Raw genomic sequence first — 16,896 nt, forward strand, 5'->3', positions numbered from 1 at the left:
GTTACCCATGTGAGAGTAAGTCATCGCCAGCTCATTATTACAAACACCCCCATTCCTATGAATGGGGGTGTTGCTTTATGGGGTAGTTTATTTATACCTACAATGTTTTAAACATTAAAATTGATTCAAATTATAAAGAAATAAAGCTACTCTAAAATTGGTTACTTAATTAGAAATTTAATCTGCAACAGATTTGCGATTTAATAAATATAAGGACTTATTCAATGCCAACTAAAGAACAACTAACTCAAAAGCAAATTGAGTTACTCCTTGAATTATTAAAAAATAGATTTGAAAAGAACACACATCGTCATCAAGAAATGAATTGGTCGGATGTGCAAAATAAACTAATTAAAGATCCTGATAAATTGCGGTCATTGCTGGAAATGGAAAATACAGGAGGAGAGCCTGATGTTATTGCTTATGATCAGCCGGAAGATGAATATTTATTTGTAGATTGCTCTCCTGAGACACCTAAAGGTCGTAGAAGCCTTTGCTATGATCGCGAGGCCCTAGAATCTAGAAAAGATCACCCTCCTAAAAATAGCGCAATAGATGTAGCTAAGGAAATGGGAGTTGAACTTTTAACAGAAGAGCAATATTACCAATTACAAGAAATTGAAGAGTTTGATCTTAAAACATCAAGTTGGCTCAAAACCCCAAATGAGATTCGTAAACTAGATGGAGCACTTTTTGCTGATCGTCGATATGGCCGTGTCTTTATTTATCATAATGGAGCGCAGTCTTATTATGCTGCCCGTGGTTTTCGTTGTTGCTTAAGAGTATAGGCATTGCATTGTATTTGAATAAAAAGAAGAGGCTTTGATGTTTTATGCCAAGAAAATGGAGATTCTTGCAACTTTTGATTGATGTCAAACATGACAAGATATGTTCTGGAATTAAATAAAAACATCAGGACATCTGTAGAAATGCAACCAAACTCAATTTACTATAATGAACAACATATTGCTTTTGCTGATAATGTTCGTCGTTTTGTACAAAAAGAAATGGCTCCTTTCGTTAATGAATGGGATGAGGCTGAAACATTCCCAAGAGAGCTATATAAAAAGGCTGCTGAAATTGGTCTATTAGGTTTAGGTTTTTCTGAGGAATATGGCGGTATTCCAGATGCAGATCCATTTTATTCATTGCTGGCTGGTGTAGAAATGGCAAAAGCTGGTTCGGGTGGAGTACATATTTCACTCATGGTACATACCATTGGTGCTCCACCAATTCAGCATTTTGGTAGTGAAGAATTAAAGGTCAAAGTTTTACCGGGGATTATTTCTGGGGAAAAGATTTCAGCATTAGCGATTACTGAACCAGGAGGAGGGTCAGATGTCGCTGCATTGCAGACCAAGGCTGTCAGGGACGGTGATTACTATATTGTTTCTGGTGAGAAGACCTTTATTACATCGGGGATTCGTGCTGACTACTATACAGTTGCAGTACGTACAGATCCGACAAAAACGGGTGCTGAAGGTATCTCAATGTTGCTAGTTGATGCGCATAGTGAGGGAATTACTAAAACACCTTTAAAGAAAATGGGTTGGTGGGCTTCAGATACGGCGCATTTGCATTTTGATCAAGTACGAGTCCCTGCATCAAATTTACTGGGTAAAGAAAATGCTGGTTTTAAAGTGATTATGAATAACTTTAATATGGAGCGGTTTTTCTTAGGTGTAGTGGCTTATGGCTATGCATTGGTGTGTTATGAAGAAGCTTTGGATTGGGCACAGCAGCGCAAGACCTTTGGTAAGCGATTGATTGATCATCAAGTGGTTCGTCATAAATTGGTAGATATGGCAACGCAATTAACCTCAACACGGGCATTACTTGAAGAAACTGCATGGAAAATGACTCAGCCGAATTTACAGGGGCCTGAGTTGGTGGCACAAATTTCAATGCTTAAAAATGTTGCTACTCGCACTATGCAATTTTGTGCTGATGCAGCTGTGCAAACATTGGGTGGCATGGGCTTTATGCGAGGTACCAAGTCGGAACGTATTTACCGTGAGGTGAAGGTCAATATGATTGGTGGCGGTGCTGAAGAAATTATGAAAGATTTGATTAGTAAGCAGTTAGGTTATTAATTCTTGCAGGGTGGCCATTGAGCCACCTTTTTTTATTTTAATGCCATCTCCCAAACCATTTCGGTCAGTTCATCAATTTTGACCTTTCCTTCAAGTTTATACCAAGTTACGGTCCATGAAATCGCTCCACCAACTAAACGTCGCCAAATAAAGGCATCGTGCTTTATCTTGCCCTTTGTGCGTAACTTTTCAATAACATCTAACCAAATTTGCTCATATTCATTACGCATTTTTAAAAGATAATCTTGTTTTTCTTTTGAAAGGGCAAACCATTCATACACCAACACAGCCATGGCTGCGCCGGTATCTCCTGTAATTGAGATGAGTTCGGCTTTAATAAGGGCACGTAATTGTTGCTCTGGATCTGTAGATTGAGTTGCTGCATCTTCTAAACGGGCTAGGTTATAAATGATGGTTTGCTCCATCACATGGGCAAGGATGTCATCTTTACTTTTGAAGTGATGGAACAAACTCCCCGATTGAATACCAATGAATTGAGCGAGTTCACGGACTGTAGTTTTGTCATAACCTTGTTTATGAAATAGGTACGCAGCACCTTGTAGTAGGCGTCCACGCGGGCTGTCATCAAAACAGGAGATATTGGGAATTTGTTCAATTGAGGTAGCAATCATGCGAAAACGTGAACCTGTAAAAATATGAATCGAAATATTCACCAAATCTCAGCACATTTCTAAGCAATGATTGAGTTTGGAAGTTTTAGTCATTATTACAATAACATTTTGCACTTTACAAACCAAGCGCTTGCTTGGTATGGTTAAGCGTAATTTTTATACAGAATAATGAGAAATGAAATGACAAGTAATCAGCAGGATGATGGGCGTGTCGTAAAAATAGGTTGTGCCTCAGGTTTTTGGGGGGATACCAACACTGCGGCTTTCCAATTGGTGCATTTAACCGATATTAATTATTTAGTCTTTGATTATTTGTCAGAAATCACCATGTCGATTATGGCAAAAGCGATGATGGTCGAGCCAAAGCATGGTTATGCTTTGGATTTTGTCAGTCGGGTGATGGCACCTCTACTTAAAAAAATTGCAGAAAAAAAGATTAAGGTGATTAGTAATGCTGGTGGTGTTAATCCATTGGCTTGCCGCGATGCCTTGCAAAAAATTATTAAAGAGTATGGCTTAGACCTGAAAATTGCTGTGGTTTTAGGTGACGATCTTTTACCAAAACATGAGCAGCTTAAGCAGCAGAATGTTCTGGAAATGTTTAGTGGTGAACCTTTACCAGAACAAGTAGCGAGTAGTAATGCTTATCTTGGGGCAGTGGCTATTCGTGATGCTTTGAATCTAGGCGCAGATATTGTGATTACTGGTCGTGTTGTTGACTCTGCTGTGGTACTTGCTCCTTTACTTAATGAATATCAATGGTCTTTAGATGACTATGACAAATTAGCACAAGGTTCCTTGGCTGGTCATGTGATTGAGTGTGGTGCCCAATGTACAGGCGGCAATTTCACCGATTGGCATTTGGTACAAGGCTTTGACAATATGGGTTTTCCAGTGGTTGAAGTGAGTGAAGATGGTTCATTTGTTGTAACCAAACCACAGGGGACTGGTGGTCTGGTTTCTACCGCTACGGTTGCTGAGCAAATCGTTTATGAAATTGGCAATCCTCAAGCATATTTACTACCCGATGTAATTGCTGATTTCAGCCACGTGCATTTAGAGCAAGTCGGGGAGCACCGAGTTCGTGTGACGGGTGCAAAAGGGCAAGCACCAACTACACAATATAAAGTCAGCGCGACCTATCCTGATGGTTATCGGGTTTTAGTGAGTTTCCTCATTGCAGGACGTGAGGCACCACAAAAAGCACAAGTCATTGCCGATGCGATTTTGACTAAGTGTGAACGTGTTTTAGCAATGCGTTCAGTGCCACCTTTTAGTGAAAAGTCTGTTGAAATTTTAGGTATTGAAAGTACCTACGGCAAACATGCCCAAACATTAAATAGTCGTGAAGTTGTGGTCAAAATAGCTGTAAAACACATGTTTAAAGAAGCATGTATGTTCTTTGCATCTGAAATTGCACAAGCTTCAACAGGTATGGCTCCTGCCTTGGCAGGAATTGTTGGAGGCCGACCCAAAGCATCTCCAGTGATTAAATTATTTTCATTTTTAATCGATAAAGATCAGGTAAATGTTGAAATCGATTTTGAGGGCAATCGCTATCCAGTTGAGATTCCTCGGGGTACTTCTACAGAGCAATTCCCTAATTTGGGGGCAGGTGAAAGTGTAGTTTATCAAGGGAATGAAATTGAAGTTCCTTTGATTGAAATTGCACATGCCCGCAGTGGTGATAAAGGTAATCATAGCAATATCGGTGTGATTGCGCGTAAAGCAGAATACTTACCATGGATTCGTGCGGCACTGACTGAACAGGCGGTTGCTAGCTATATGCAGCATGTTTTGGATGCAGAGAAAGGGCGAGTAATTCGTTATGAGTTACCGGGTTTAAATGCACTGAATTTTATGTTGGAAAATGCCTTGGGTGGCGGTGGTGTTGCAAGCCTACGCATAGATCCGCAAGGGAAGGCCTTTGCACAACAATTATTGGATATGCCTGTAAAAGTTCCGGCACATCTTTTAGAAAAATAAAATGAATGGATGAAACAAAGATGAGTTATCAATCAATTTTTAGACCAGATGCTTTTGCTAATAAAGTCGTGACTGTGACGGGTGGTGGCTCAGGGATAGGCCGCTGTACTGCACATGAGCTTGCCGCTTTGGGGGCACAAGTAGTGATTACAGGACGCAAAATTGAGAAATTAGAGAAAGTAAGCCAAGAAATTATAGAAGATGGTGGCTTGGTTCATTTCATTGTTTGTGATAACCGTGAAGAAGAGCAAGTCAAAAATATGATTGCCGAGGTGATTGAAAAATTCGGTAGATTGGATGGTTTGGTGAACAATGCGGGCGGTCAGTTTCCATCTGCCTTGGAAAGTATTTCTGCCAATGGTTTTGATGCCGTTATACGTAATAACTTGCATTCAACTTTTTACCTGATGCGCGAAGCTTATAACCAATGGATGGCAAAACATGGCGGCAGTATTGTCAATATGACTGCCGATATGTGGGGTGGTATGCCGGGAATGGGGCACTCGGGTGCAGCACGTTCAGGGGTGGATAACCTTACTAAAACAGCATCGGTTGAATGGGGTAAATCGGGCGTTCGAGTAAATGCTGTTGCACCGGGGTGGATTGTGTCATCAGGGATGGATAATTATAGCGGTGATTTTGCCAAAGTGATTATTCCAAGTCTTGCTGGTAATGTACCATTAAAACGTATGGGAACAGAGTCTGAAGTTTCATCGGCAATTTGTTATTTACTCTCTGATGCCGCAGCTTTTGTGTCCGGTGTAACTTTGCGTATTGATGGTGCTGCATCGCAAGGGACACGCATGTATCCACTAGCCGAAGCGACAAATAGTCAGTCTTATAATGGTTTCCATCGCGCGTTTATTCCTGAAATTTTTAAAAAAGATAAAACTGAAAAAGTCGAGCACAACAATAATTCAGGTTTGGAGTGAGGAATAAAAATGACCATTCTTCAATCCGAAATTACTGTTGGTAGTGAACAGTATCAAAAGAATAAAGAGGCACTGCTTGCTCAGCTGAGTGAAGTCCGTGCAATTCAACAAAAAAGCATTGATAAGTCTTATGCTGCCAAAGCGAAGTTTGACAAGAAAGGCAAGATTTTGCCGCATGAGCGTCTACGGTTATTACTCGATGCAGATTCTCCTTTTATCGAACTATGCGGTTTGGTTGGCTACAACATGCATGATGATAAAGATGGTTCGGAAGCTGGTGGTGGCGTAATTGCCGGCATTGGTTTTGTCAGTGGTGTGCGCTGTTTGGTCTCAGCAAGTAATAGTGCAATTAAAGGTGGAACCATGTCGCCCATGGGTGTACAGAAAACACTGCGTTTGCAAAAAATTGCTTTGGAACAAAAACTCCCGCTGATTACGCTGACCGAAAGTGGCGGTGCCAACTTAAATTATGCAGCTGAAGTATTTACATATGGCGGTATGACCTTTGCCAATCAAGCACGTTTGTCTGCGGCAGGTATTCCACAACTTGCAGTGGTACATGGGAATGCAACGGCAGGAGGGGCTTATCAACCAGGTCTTTCGGATTATGTCATTGCTGTACGCAAACAAACCGAAATGCTTCTTGCAGGCCCCCCGTTACTTCTGGCTGCCACGGGTGAAGTGGCTACAGCGGAGGAATTGGGTGGTGCAGAAATGCATGCGCAGGTCGCTGGAACAGCAGAATATTTGGCTGAAAATGATGCTGATGGTATTCGGCTTGCACGTGAAATTTTTGAACATCTGAACTGGAAAGAACAAATCAAACCAGTTGAAACGACATATAAAGAACCTCGTTACGATGTCGATGAACTGTTGGGTGTGATTCCAAACGACCCGAAACAACCACTGAATATGAAAGAAGTGGTTGCGCGCATTATTGATGATTCAGATTTTCTAGAATTTAAACAGGAATATGATGATTTAACGGTATGTGGTTGGGCAAAAATTGGTGGTTTGCATATTGGTATTATTACCAATAATGGTCCGATTACGCCTCAAGGAGCAGCGAAAGCAGCTCAGTTTATTCACTTATGTGAGCAGACTAAACGTCCATTATTGTTCTTGCATAACACCACAGGTTTTATGGTGGGAACCGATGCCGAACAAAATGGCATTATCAAGCATGGCTCGAAACTGATTCAAGCTGTTGCGAATTGTACCGTACCTAAAATTTCTATTGTTGTGGCAGGCTCATATGGTGCAGGTAACTACGCGATGTGTGGTCGGAGCTTATCGCCAGATTTTATCTTTGCTTGGCCAAATTCGCATGTTGCTGTCATGGGATCTGCACAGGCTGGAAAGGTGCTACGCATTGTGGCAGAGGGAAAACAAAAAGCTTCTGGTCAGGAGCCGAATCCGCAAATGCTCGATTTTCTTGAGCAAAGCACTGCGATGAAATTGGAGCAGCAATCTACCGCGCTTTTTAATACGGCCATGTTACATGATGATGGCATTATCGATCCGCGAGATACCCGAAAATTATTAATTTTCCTTTTACAGACCATTTATGAAGCACAGCAACGAGAGCTAAATCCAACTCGTTTTGGTGTGTCCCGTTTTTAATCAACCTTTACCGCAATTAAAAAAATTAATAGGAATAACACAATGAAATTTACTGCTGAACATGAAGCATTACGTCGCACAGCACATCAATTTGTTCAAAATGAGCTGAATCCACATATTCTGGAATGGGAAGAAGCAGGGCAATTCCCAATTCATAATGTATTTAAAAAGATGGGCGATCTCGGCTTATTAGGGATTTGTAAGCCTGAAGAAAATGGCGGTTTGGCTCTAGACTATTCTTATAACCTTGTGGTTGCCGAAGAAATTGGTCGTGCAGCGTGTGGTGGTGTGCCTTTAGCTATTGGTGTACAAACGGATATGGCAACACCTGCTTTGGCGCGTTTTGGCAGCAAAGAGTTGCGTGATGAATTTTTAACACCGGCAATTGCTGGAGAATATGTTGCCTCAATTGCAGTATCGGAAGTGCATGCTGGTTCGGATGTCGCAGCCATTAAAACGACTGCTAAAAAAGATGGCGATGACTATGTTATTAACGGCAGCAAAATGTGGATTACCAACTCACTGCAGGCTGATTTCTTTTGTCTTTTAGCCAACACATCTGACGATAAACCACACGTCAACAAGTCGATGATTATTGTACCGGCAAAAACTAAAGGGATTAGTTTTTCAGAACCGCTGAATAAATTAGGGATGCGTTCAACAACGACTGCTCAAGTTTATTTGGATAATGTCCGTGTACCGCAGCGCAACTTGGTGGGTGTCGAAGGTATGGGCTTTATGATGCAGATGATGCAATTTCAGGAAGAGCGCCTATGGGCTTGTGCTAATGCTATTGGTGGCTTAGAAACTTTGATCCAGAAGACTATTGCCTATACCAAAGAACGTACGACGTTTGGTCAGCCACTCATCAATAACCAATATATTCATTTCCGTTTTGCTGAACTTATGACCGAAGTGGAAGCGCTTAAATCATTAACCTACCAAGCGTGTGAACAGCACATTGCGGGTGAAGATGTAACCAAGCTGGCTTCTATGGCAAAACTCAAAGCAGGACGTTTAACCCGTGAAGTTGCTGATAGCTGTTTGCAATATTGGGGCGGCAATGGCTTTATGTGGGATAATCCTGCATCACAGTTGTACCGTGATGGTCGCTTAGGGTCTATTGGTGGTGGGGCAGATGAGATTATGTTGGGGATTATCTGCAAACTTATGGATATCTTGCCAAAAAAACAAAAATAAGGAATCAGCCATGACACTTTCGACTTCTCTACAAGCTATAGATATTGATGACAGCATTCAATTGGAACAAGACGGCAGTATTTTATATCTCTGGTTAAATCGACCGGAGAGCCGCAATGCCATGAACTTGAATATGGTGAATGCCATTCAACAAGTTTTTACTGCCATTCGTGATGACCTTTCAATTCGTGCAGTGATTATCCGTGGTGAAGGCGGGTCTTTTTGTGCAGGTGGTGACATTAAAGACATGGCGGCTTTGCGTGTTGAAGCAGCCAATGTTGGTAGCTTACAACCTTATGTGGATTTTAACCGTCGTTTTGGCGCCATGCTTGAGCAAGTCGAAGCTGCACCGCAGACTGTTGTGGTGATTTTAGAGGGTGCGGTGTTAGGTGGTGGTTTTGGTCTGGCTTGTGTTTCAGATGTTGCCATTAGCCGTGACAATACTCAGTTTGGTTTACCTGAAACGGGTCTAGGTGTAATTCCTGCGCAAATTGCCCCTTTTGTGGTGAAACGTATTGGCCTGACTCAGGCACGCCGACTTGCTTTACTCGGCATGCGTTTTGAAGGACATACTGCACTGAGTGTTGGTGTGGTTCATCAAATTGCACATAATGAAATCGAACTTGAACAAGCTTTACAGGAAACCATTCAGCACATTAAACGAGCAGCACCAGAGGCTTCGCGTGTGACTAAAGCATTGTTACATCGAACGCTCAATGAAAATTTAAATGAATTGCTTAATGATGCTGCACAGCAGTTCGCTCAAGCGGTTGGTGGTGCTGAAGGACAAGAGGGAACGATGGCTTTTATCCAGAAACGATTGCCAAATTGGGCAGATGAGTCATAAGCGATAAGGATAAAAATAATGAAATTTTCAAAAGTACTGGTTGCCAATCGTGGTGAAATTGCAGTTCGAGTTATGCAGACAGCCAAAGCCATGGGCTATCAGACTGTCGCAGTTTATTCCGATGCTGACCGTTATGCTCGCCATGTGCAAGAGGCGGATGAAGCTGTCTATATCGGTGCTTCAAAAGTATCGGAGTCTTATCTCTCTATCGCTAAAATTATAGAAGCCTGCAAAAAAACTGGGGCTAATGCAGTTCACCCCGGTTATGGCTTTTTGTCGGAAAATACTGAATTTGCTCAGGCGTGTATCGACAATCAGATTACCTTTATTGGGCCAACCGCTTCAGCAATTGAGTTAATGGGCAGTAAACGCCTCTCCAAAATTGCCATGATCAAAGCTGGTGTTCCTTGTGTGCCAGGTTATGAGGATGACCGACAAGATCTTGAATATTTGGCTACTCAAGCAGAGCAAATCGGTTTTCCTTTGATGGTTAAAGCTTCTGCGGGTGGCGGCGGTCGTGGCATGCGTTTGGTACAGCAATCCTCTGAGTTGGTGGAAGCTTTACAAACTGCGCGTTCAGAAGCTGAAAATGCCTTTGGCTCAGGCGAGCTTATTTTAGAAAAAGCAGTCATTGCTCCACGCCATGTCGAAATACAGGTTTTTGGCGATACACATGGCAATTATGTGTATTTGTTTGAGCGTGATTGTTCAATCCAGCGCCGTCACCAAAAGGTTGTTGAAGAAGCACCGTGTCCAGTGATGACGCCTGAACTACGTCAGCAAATGGGCGAGGCTGCAGTGGCAGCAGCGAAAGCATGTGCTTATGTAGGTGCGGGGACGGTTGAGTTTTTGCTTGATGCATCGGGTGCATTTTATTTCTTAGAAATGAATACCCGTTTGCAGGTAGAGCATCCAGTCACTGAACTTATTACAGGATTGAATTTGGTTGAATGGCAGTTACGTGTCGCGAATGGTGAGCAATTACCACTGCAACAACATGAATTGACATTAAACGGACATGCGATAGAAGTGCGTTTGTATGCAGAAGACCCGCGTCAGGATTTTTTGCCTCAAACTGGTCAAGTCTTACGCTGGAAGCCTGCAACTTTGCCAAATGTGCGAATAGATCATGGCATGTTAACAACTGATGAAGTCAGTCCATTTTATGATCCGATGGTGGCAAAAGTGATTGCATACGGTAAAACCCGTGAGGATGCAATTCGCTTATTGGCGCGTGCAGTTGATGACTGTGTTTTGCTGGGTGTAAATAGCAATAAACAGTTCTTGGTCAATTTACTGCGTCATCCAGTTGTTGTGGCAGGTGATACCAATACCGCATTTATTCAGCAGCATTTTCAAGATGATAGTAGTCTACATAAGCAGGTTTTATCTTTAGAAAGCTTAGCCATTGCTGCAGCATTATTTAGCCAAAGCAAAGGAACTGCGGCATGGCAAACGGGTCTTGGCGTGCCGTTACCGTTGAAGTTGAAATGTGATGATCAGAGTATCCAATTACAACTTTCATCTGTAAATAACATGTTTACGGTACAGCTCTGTGATCAAGTAGTTTGTATTGATGTGCTTGAGAAAACGCCAGAGCAACTAGTTTACTTAATTGATGGTGTACGTCGCCGTGTTCAATATGTATTGGATGATGATCAGCTTTATCTAGATCAGAATAATGGCAATGTTTTGATACGCAATATGACTTACGCTGCACCAGAAGCTACCGATGTAGCGGGAGATGGCAAAATTCGAGCACCGATGGATGGGGCTGTAGTGAATATCCTAGTCAATGAAGGCGATCAAGTAGTAAAGGGCCAAACATTATTGATTCTTGAAGCCATGAAAATTCAGCAACAGATTAAATCTGATGTGGATGGTGTAGTGGAAGAGGTTTTAGGACAGCAAGGCCAGCAAGTAAAAAAACGGCAGATGTTATTTACTATTCAAATCTAGTAAAAAAATACCGCTCTATATGAGCGGTATTTTACTTTAAATGAGGAGTCCTGATTTATTCTCCATCTGCCTCTGCAATCAACTGACTTGCTTTTTTTAGACTATATAATAGTTGTCCTAAAAGAACCTCTTTATTGCTTAGCGTCACCATAACCATCGGGTGATGAACGGCAGGAATAGCGGTCAGAATAGCTTTGCCATTATCTGCATCTAAAGTAATGTTGTTACAACCAGTGAGTTGAATCTCTTTTAAAAATGCAGTGACCATTGCCAAAATTGAGCTACTCACTGCTGCTAATTTTGTAGTGTTACGGTAGTTTTTATGACTTACGGTCGCTAATTCAAAACCATCGGAAGAACAAATCATCACAAAGTCTACACCTCGTGTATTCATCAAAATATTATGAGCTTCATTTTTTGCAAGTTGTAGTAACTGTGTTGGAGCGGTTCGCTTTTGAGTTGGGATACTAAGCATGATCATTCCCTTTAGATGTTAAGCCTACCTTGACTTCAAGTGATGCAATTAATGATTCAACCATCATTAAAATTTGTTCTTTCTCACGTGCATCAATAAAAAACAACGGATACGGTAATCCTTTTGCTTTTATCCAATTACGATATTGTTGAAGTGATGATTCTTTATTTTCGTCAGCATGAGTAATACCAATCGCAATATTATCATTGTAATTTTGAAAGGTTTCTAAGTAGCTTTCTAGCTCAGCAATTGGGTTCGAACTATTATGATCTAATAATAAAATAACACCGATTGCACCTTCACAAATGACCGACCATATAAAATCAAAACGGCTTTGTCCTGGGGTTCCATAGAGTCCGATTTTGATTCCATCATCTAATGTAATTTCACCATAATCAATGCCTACAGTGGTCTGGGTTTTCTGGTGACTTTGTACATCTGTATTGAATGCTTCTGTTTCCAGAATTGGAATTTCAGATAGCGATTTAATCGCTTCTGTTTTTCCTGCCCCCATACTACCTGCAAAGACAATTTTATATTGCTGTATAATCATAATTTCCCTTAAAGACCAAAACGCCGTCTAATTTTCCCTATAAAACTTTTAAAAAAATGATTGTCCGTATTTGAATTTTCTAAATAAGAATTAGGCGTGTAAGCACATTTATTTGCAGAAATAAATTTTCCATTATTTGCCATTAAGCAAGCTGTAACAAAGTGCAAGACGTCATTGATTGATAAGTTAAGCTGTTTAGCCACATCAGTAATTTTTGCTCCCTGTATAAAACAAGCAGAGAGTTGTAGACTCACTTTTCTATATTCTTTTTGATAGGGCTGTGGCCAATAGTCAATTTTAAAATAACTATCCTTCGAGGCTAGATTCTCAAAATTTTTTGAATTCCAAATCAGATTCCATAACCAGTCTTGTACATAATAATCTTTTTTACGAGAAACCTTAGTAAAATCCGATGTTTTTGCAAAAGCAAAGTTAAAGCTCATATTAGTTTGTGTTTTTTGACGAGAGGGCTCCAACCAAGCAATTTGAGTTCTATTATCAATAATCGCTAAAGTGCCTTTATCATCAAAGATGTGTAGCCTAGGATTTTCTGAACTGTGCAAATTCCTTATAAATTTATTATCAATGAATGGAGACTCATTTGATAAATCAGAAACTACAGCAAATTTTGTCTGATCTAAAGAGGACAATAAATTGTCCTCTAGCCATTCTAATAGAGGTTCTGTTTTTTCTACCGGTAGATGTAAGGTGTGTTCATAAATAGAATTTCTATTTTCTGAAGCTGCTTTCGTAACTTTTAAATAAAGAAATTTTTTCTTGTGAAGAATATTTTGAATATTATCTGCATCAAAAAAGTTTTCGTTAATGATTAATAAATCAATATGATTACTGGAAATATTAACCCAGTTAATACCATATTGATTTGATATTAGATTGCGGATTAATATTTTTAATTCATCTGAAACTTTTAAGCTTAAACCTGAAACTGCAATATTTATGCAATGACTATCCATAGTATCATTTTAAATTTTTATAAATTGATATAATGATTTTTTATGCTCTTTATAATGAATATAAAGAGCATAAACTAAATCACTTAACTGAAATCGAGCTCTTTTTCAAATGACTTCAACTCATGACGAGCCATAGCCAAATTTGATTTGCTACGGTCGAGAACTAAGTAAAGGAACAAATTATTATTACTTTCTAAAGGTCGAATTAAATGGTAAGCCTTACCTAGGGTAATTAAAATATCCTCAATATTATCATTTAACTTCAATGCATTAGCTACATTTCGTTTTGCGCGAATGACTTCTGTATTACCAGCAGCAGCCAATTCTAAATCAATTTCCCCACCACCTTGTGTTGCAAGTGATAATCCACTTTCCGAATCAACAAGTGCAGAAGCAATAAAACCATCAATTGTCGTTAAGCTATCTAAAGAAAGTTTAGCCATTTTTTATCTCTCAGGATTCTAAAATTATATTTACTACTTTTCCTAAAAGTAGCTGAAATTCATTATATTTTTGCTCGACTTGAAGTCAATAAATTAAATAAAAGTAAAATTGTTGTTTTGGGAAATAAGTGACACAAAATGTCAGACCATGGAAAATATTATAAGATTATTTTTACATTTTAATTTTAATATTGTGCTGAGTTTTACATTATATATTTTTAAATCTGGGTAAAACAATTGTAATAGAATATTAATAAAATACTTGTAGATAAAATGTTATAATTTAAATCATAAAGAAGGGGAAATAATGAATTCCCCTTTATAGCAATAAGTGAACTAAACGAGCTGAGTATAAATACAATATAAGTAACCCAAAATTGCTAAAGCAACGACAGGGGCAATAATCTTTGACCAGGTAGGTACCGAAATCTCAGTAGTTTGTTCTTCAATATGCAAGTCTTCGTGATGAGGTTGGGCTTGATGAACCATTTGATTGAACTCCTTCATTGTTGTATCCAATGATAGCTCTTCTTGTTCCACAGGTTTAGAACCAATTAATTCATTTAGGTGGTTTGTTAACCAAACCCAATCTTCAGCTTGACCAGATAAGTGTTCGATCTGACCTAAAATTAATTCTTTTAAGCCGTTATGCCCAAAACCACCTGTTTCATCGAGCTGATTAAGTTCTGCTAATTGCAAAGTTAAAATTTCAGAAATACTCTGTTCTAGTTCTGAATTTTTTAAAGTCGACTGATTATGTTTAGAAGTTGTTAAATGACGAGCAACTTCTTGAATATAGAGTGGGTCTGAGGTTTTGATTTCTTGATAAATCTTATTGTCATTCTGACGCCATAAACTAATTAGTTTTCCAAGCGTAAGAATATTCACCTCATCAATCAGTTTATTTTTTTCATTAACTGGATATTGATTTAAAAGCTGAGGCTTTTGAATTTTTATCTGCTCAGCAAAGTATTGGACTAAATCAAATGCCATGCTTTCTTCCTCTAATATTTAATCTAAAATTCTTAACGATGGTTTTTTCTTGGTTGATGTTGTTTCAGTTGTTTCTTGTACTTCTGACTCTACTGTATTTTCTACAGGTGTTACATTGGCATATTCTTCAGGATCAAAGAATAAACCTTGCCCATTCTCACGTGCGTAAATCCCCAAAACTGCTTGAATAGGGACATAAATATCTTTTGATGCTCCTCCAAAACGAGCTGAAAAGGTAATAGCTTCATTGGTGATAAGCAATTGATGAACTGCATGGGGCACAATATTTAGAACAATTTGCCCATCTTTAACAAATTGTTGCGGAACGTCGGTATGCGGTTGTGTCGCATCAACTAATAGATAAGGAGTAAGCTGGTTATCACAAATCCATTCATAGATTGCACGAGCAAGATAAGGACGTGTAGGGGTTAAATCAATAGTTTGCTCAGACATATCACGCTATTCCATATTTAATAGTTCATTGTAACGGTTTTTCTCTTGAGGCGTCATCGATTTAGCAAAAGAAGGCCGTTCAAAGATACGTTTACAGTACAAAAATATAGGTCGACAGTGCTGTTTGGGTAAATCAATTCCCATACTATTTAATCTTAAAAAGATCGGGGCAAGCATGCAGTCTAAGATTGTAAAATTCTCAGACATGAAATACGGAAAATGCTGAAATAGGGGAGTAAGTGAAATCAATGTTTCACGTAGTTCTTTTTGAGCTTTTTGCTTTTGTTCGAGATTTAGAGAGTCCGCATGTTTTAACATGTGATCTGCTAATTTGAACCAGTCATTTTCAAGTCTCCAAATATACTGCCGCTGTTCTGCACGCATCATAGGAGCATCGGCATAAAGCTTACTTTGGCGATAACGATCATCTAAATATTCAGCGATGATAGGTGCTGAAAATAATTTAAGATTTTGTTCGACCAACATCGGTAATTGGTTGTAAGGATTTAAGCTGGCTAAATCTTCGTCTTCATGGTCAGTTATGATCAATTGATATTTGATTTGTTTTTCTGCTAATAAGAAACGAATCCAGTGAGAACGGAAATCATCAGCATGACTGTAAAGGGTAATCCCCTGAATAGAGGTGTTTTCGACCGACATATCACAAGACGACGTGGTTGAGTGAATCGATTAGGATACTAAAAATACTCTAGGAAATCACGGTTCTAAAGAGATAGTTTGTTTATATTTATAAGTTTGCATTTTATGGCTCTATTTTCATAATAAAAAAGCCTTGGGAAAATCCAAGGCTTTTTGTCCAACTCGATAAACGAATTAACGTTTAGAGAATTGAGGACGCTTACGAGCTTTACGTAAACCAAGTTTCTTACGTTCAACTTCACGAGCATCACGAGTAACGAAACCAGCTTGACGTAGAACAGGTTTTAAAGTTTCGTCAGCAGCGATAAGCGCACGAGTAATACCGTGACGGATCGCGCCAGCTTGACCACCGATACCACCACCTTTAACAGTGATGTAAAGGTCAAACTTTTCAGTAACTTCTAAAAGTTCTAAAGGTTGACGAACAACCATACGAGCAGTTTCACGACCGAAATATTGCTCTAAAGTACGGTTGTTAATAACGAGTTTACCTGTACCAGCTGACAAGAAAACACGTGCAGTTGCGGTCTTACGGCGACCTGTACCATAATTAGTAGCCATGTGCTGTATCCCTTAGATGTCCAAAACTTGTGGCTGTTGAGCAGCATGCGGATGCTCAGTACCAGCGTACACTTTCATTTTTTTGATCATTGCATAACCAAGAGGACCTTTTGGTAACATGCCTTTAACCGCTTTTTCAAGAACAGCTTCAGGTTTGTGAGCGATTAACTTCTCGAAGTTAGTCTCACGGATACCACCAGGGAAACCAGTATGGCGATAATATTTCTTATCAAGTGATTTTTTACCAGTCACTTGAACTTGTTCAGCATTAATCACAACGATGTAATCGCCAGTGTCAACGTGAGGAGTATAAGAAGTTTTGTGCTTACCGCGTAAACGACGAGCGATTTCAGTCGCAAGGCGACCTAAAGTTTTGCCAGAAGCATCAACAACATACCAGTCATGTTGAACTTCAGCTGGCTTAGCGCTGAGAGTTTTCATTAAACCACTACCTATTATAGTTGGTTTGGACTATGGAATCTGTCCAAACAAAAGGAGCGAGCATTCTAAAC

Annotated in this window: 18 protein-coding genes; 8 read left to right on the forward strand and 10 right to left on the reverse strand. The window is 39.6% G+C overall.

Annotation, left to right across the window (positions count from 1 at the left end; all coding sequences use genetic code 11):
* The first annotated feature begins 224 nt into the window (after positions 1-224).
* Positions 225-788 (forward strand): DUF4256 domain-containing protein, encoded by a 564-nt coding sequence (locus HJG58_RS17445; protein ID WP_170249704.1) that lies wholly within the window; start codon positions 225-227, stop codon positions 786-788.
* A 141-nt stretch (positions 789-929) separates the two neighbouring features.
* Positions 930-2,093 carry an acyl-CoA dehydrogenase family protein gene (locus HJG58_RS17450; protein WP_170249726.1) on the forward strand — a complete coding sequence of 388 codons (1,164 nt, stop codon included), beginning with the start codon at positions 930-932 and terminating at the stop codon, positions 2,091-2,093.
* A gap of 32 nt (positions 2,094-2,125) precedes the next feature.
* Here the strand turns inward: HJG58_RS17450 and HJG58_RS17455 are convergent, their stop codons facing one another.
* Positions 2,126-2,725, reverse strand: a complete 600-nt coding sequence (locus HJG58_RS17455) for a TetR/AcrR family transcriptional regulator (protein ID WP_170249727.1) — start codon at positions 2,723-2,725, stop codon at positions 2,126-2,128.
* 180 nt (positions 2,726-2,905) lie between these two features.
* Here HJG58_RS17455 and HJG58_RS17460 point away from each other — a divergent pair, with 180 nt between their 5' ends.
* Genes HJG58_RS17460 through HJG58_RS17485 form a run of 6 tightly spaced genes read left to right on the forward strand, consistent with a single transcriptional unit; the run spans position 2,906 to position 11,272 of the window.
* On the forward strand, positions 2,906-4,711 hold the full coding sequence (locus tag HJG58_RS17460; protein WP_170249705.1) for an acyclic terpene utilization AtuA family protein: 1,806 nt from the start codon (positions 2,906-2,908) through the stop codon (positions 4,709-4,711).
* Positions 4,712-4,731: 20 nt separating this feature from the next.
* The gene (locus HJG58_RS17465) at positions 4,732-5,643 is read left to right on the forward strand and encodes an SDR family oxidoreductase (RefSeq protein ID WP_216076599.1); all 912 of its coding nucleotides are present in this window, start codon (positions 4,732-4,734) and stop codon (positions 5,641-5,643) included.
* Positions 5,644-5,652: 9 nt separating this feature from the next.
* Complete coding sequence (locus HJG58_RS17470; RefSeq protein WP_170249707.1) at positions 5,653-7,266, forward strand: acyl-CoA carboxylase subunit beta; 1,614 nt, start codon at positions 5,653-5,655, stop codon at positions 7,264-7,266.
* Positions 7,267-7,308: 42 nt separating this feature from the next.
* Positions 7,309-8,466 carry an acyl-CoA dehydrogenase family protein gene (locus HJG58_RS17475; protein WP_170249708.1) on the forward strand — a complete coding sequence of 386 codons (1,158 nt, stop codon included), beginning with the start codon at positions 7,309-7,311 and terminating at the stop codon, positions 8,464-8,466.
* 10 nt (positions 8,467-8,476) lie between these two features.
* Positions 8,477-9,313, forward strand: coding sequence for an enoyl-CoA hydratase/isomerase family protein (locus tag HJG58_RS17480; RefSeq protein WP_170249709.1), 837 nt, complete (start codon positions 8,477-8,479; stop codon positions 9,311-9,313).
* Positions 9,314-9,331: 18 nt separating this feature from the next.
* Positions 9,332-11,272 carry an acetyl/propionyl/methylcrotonyl-CoA carboxylase subunit alpha gene (locus HJG58_RS17485; RefSeq protein WP_170249710.1) on the forward strand — a complete coding sequence of 647 codons (1,941 nt, stop codon included), beginning with the start codon at positions 9,332-9,334 and terminating at the stop codon, positions 11,270-11,272.
* Positions 11,273-11,327: 55 nt separating this feature from the next.
* Here the strand turns inward: HJG58_RS17485 and HJG58_RS17490 are convergent, their stop codons facing one another.
* From HJG58_RS17490 to rplM, 9 genes are all read right to left on the reverse strand, one after another.
* Positions 11,328-11,747, reverse strand: coding sequence for a roadblock/LC7 domain-containing protein (locus tag HJG58_RS17490; RefSeq protein ID WP_170249711.1), 420 nt, complete (start codon positions 11,745-11,747; stop codon positions 11,328-11,330).
* Complete coding sequence (locus HJG58_RS17495) at positions 11,740-12,300, reverse strand: GTP-binding protein (RefSeq protein WP_170249712.1); 561 nt, start codon at positions 12,298-12,300, stop codon at positions 11,740-11,742. The genes HJG58_RS17490 and HJG58_RS17495 overlap by 8 nt, the downstream gene beginning before the upstream one ends.
* Positions 12,301-12,308: 8 nt before the next feature.
* Positions 12,309-13,274, reverse strand: a complete 966-nt coding sequence (locus tag HJG58_RS17500; protein ID WP_170249713.1) for a hypothetical protein — start codon at positions 13,272-13,274, stop codon at positions 12,309-12,311.
* Positions 13,275-13,357: 83 nt separating this feature from the next.
* Entirely contained in the window at positions 13,358-13,717 is a 360-nt protein-coding gene (locus HJG58_RS17505; RefSeq protein ID WP_002117827.1) for a roadblock/LC7 domain-containing protein, read from the reverse strand.
* Between the two features lie 336 nt (positions 13,718-14,053).
* Positions 14,054-14,710, reverse strand: coding sequence for a hypothetical protein (locus HJG58_RS17510; protein WP_170249714.1), 657 nt, complete (start codon positions 14,708-14,710; stop codon positions 14,054-14,056).
* A gap of 18 nt (positions 14,711-14,728) precedes the next feature.
* Positions 14,729-15,163: a ClpXP protease specificity-enhancing factor gene (locus tag HJG58_RS17515; protein WP_170249715.1), complete on the reverse strand. Its 435-nt coding sequence runs from the start codon at positions 15,161-15,163 to the stop codon at positions 14,729-14,731.
* Positions 15,164-15,169: 6 nt separating this feature from the next.
* On the reverse strand, positions 15,170-15,823 hold the full coding sequence (locus tag HJG58_RS17520) for a glutathione S-transferase N-terminal domain-containing protein (RefSeq protein WP_130120046.1): 654 nt from the start codon (positions 15,821-15,823) through the stop codon (positions 15,170-15,172).
* Positions 15,824-15,997: 174 nt separating this feature from the next.
* Positions 15,998-16,384, reverse strand: a complete 387-nt coding sequence (rpsI, locus tag HJG58_RS17525) for a 30S ribosomal protein S9 (protein ID WP_002048725.1) — start codon at positions 16,382-16,384, stop codon at positions 15,998-16,000.
* A 12-nt stretch (positions 16,385-16,396) separates the two neighbouring features.
* The gene (gene rplM, locus HJG58_RS17530) at positions 16,397-16,825 is read right to left on the reverse strand and encodes a 50S ribosomal protein L13 (RefSeq protein WP_002117832.1); all 429 of its coding nucleotides are present in this window, start codon (positions 16,823-16,825) and stop codon (positions 16,397-16,399) included.
* Positions 16,826-16,896 lie beyond the last annotated feature (71 nt).

The organism is Acinetobacter geminorum, from assembly GCF_013009345.1.
In the GTDB taxonomy this organism is placed as follows: domain Bacteria; phylum Pseudomonadota; class Gammaproteobacteria; order Pseudomonadales; family Moraxellaceae; genus Acinetobacter; species Acinetobacter geminorum.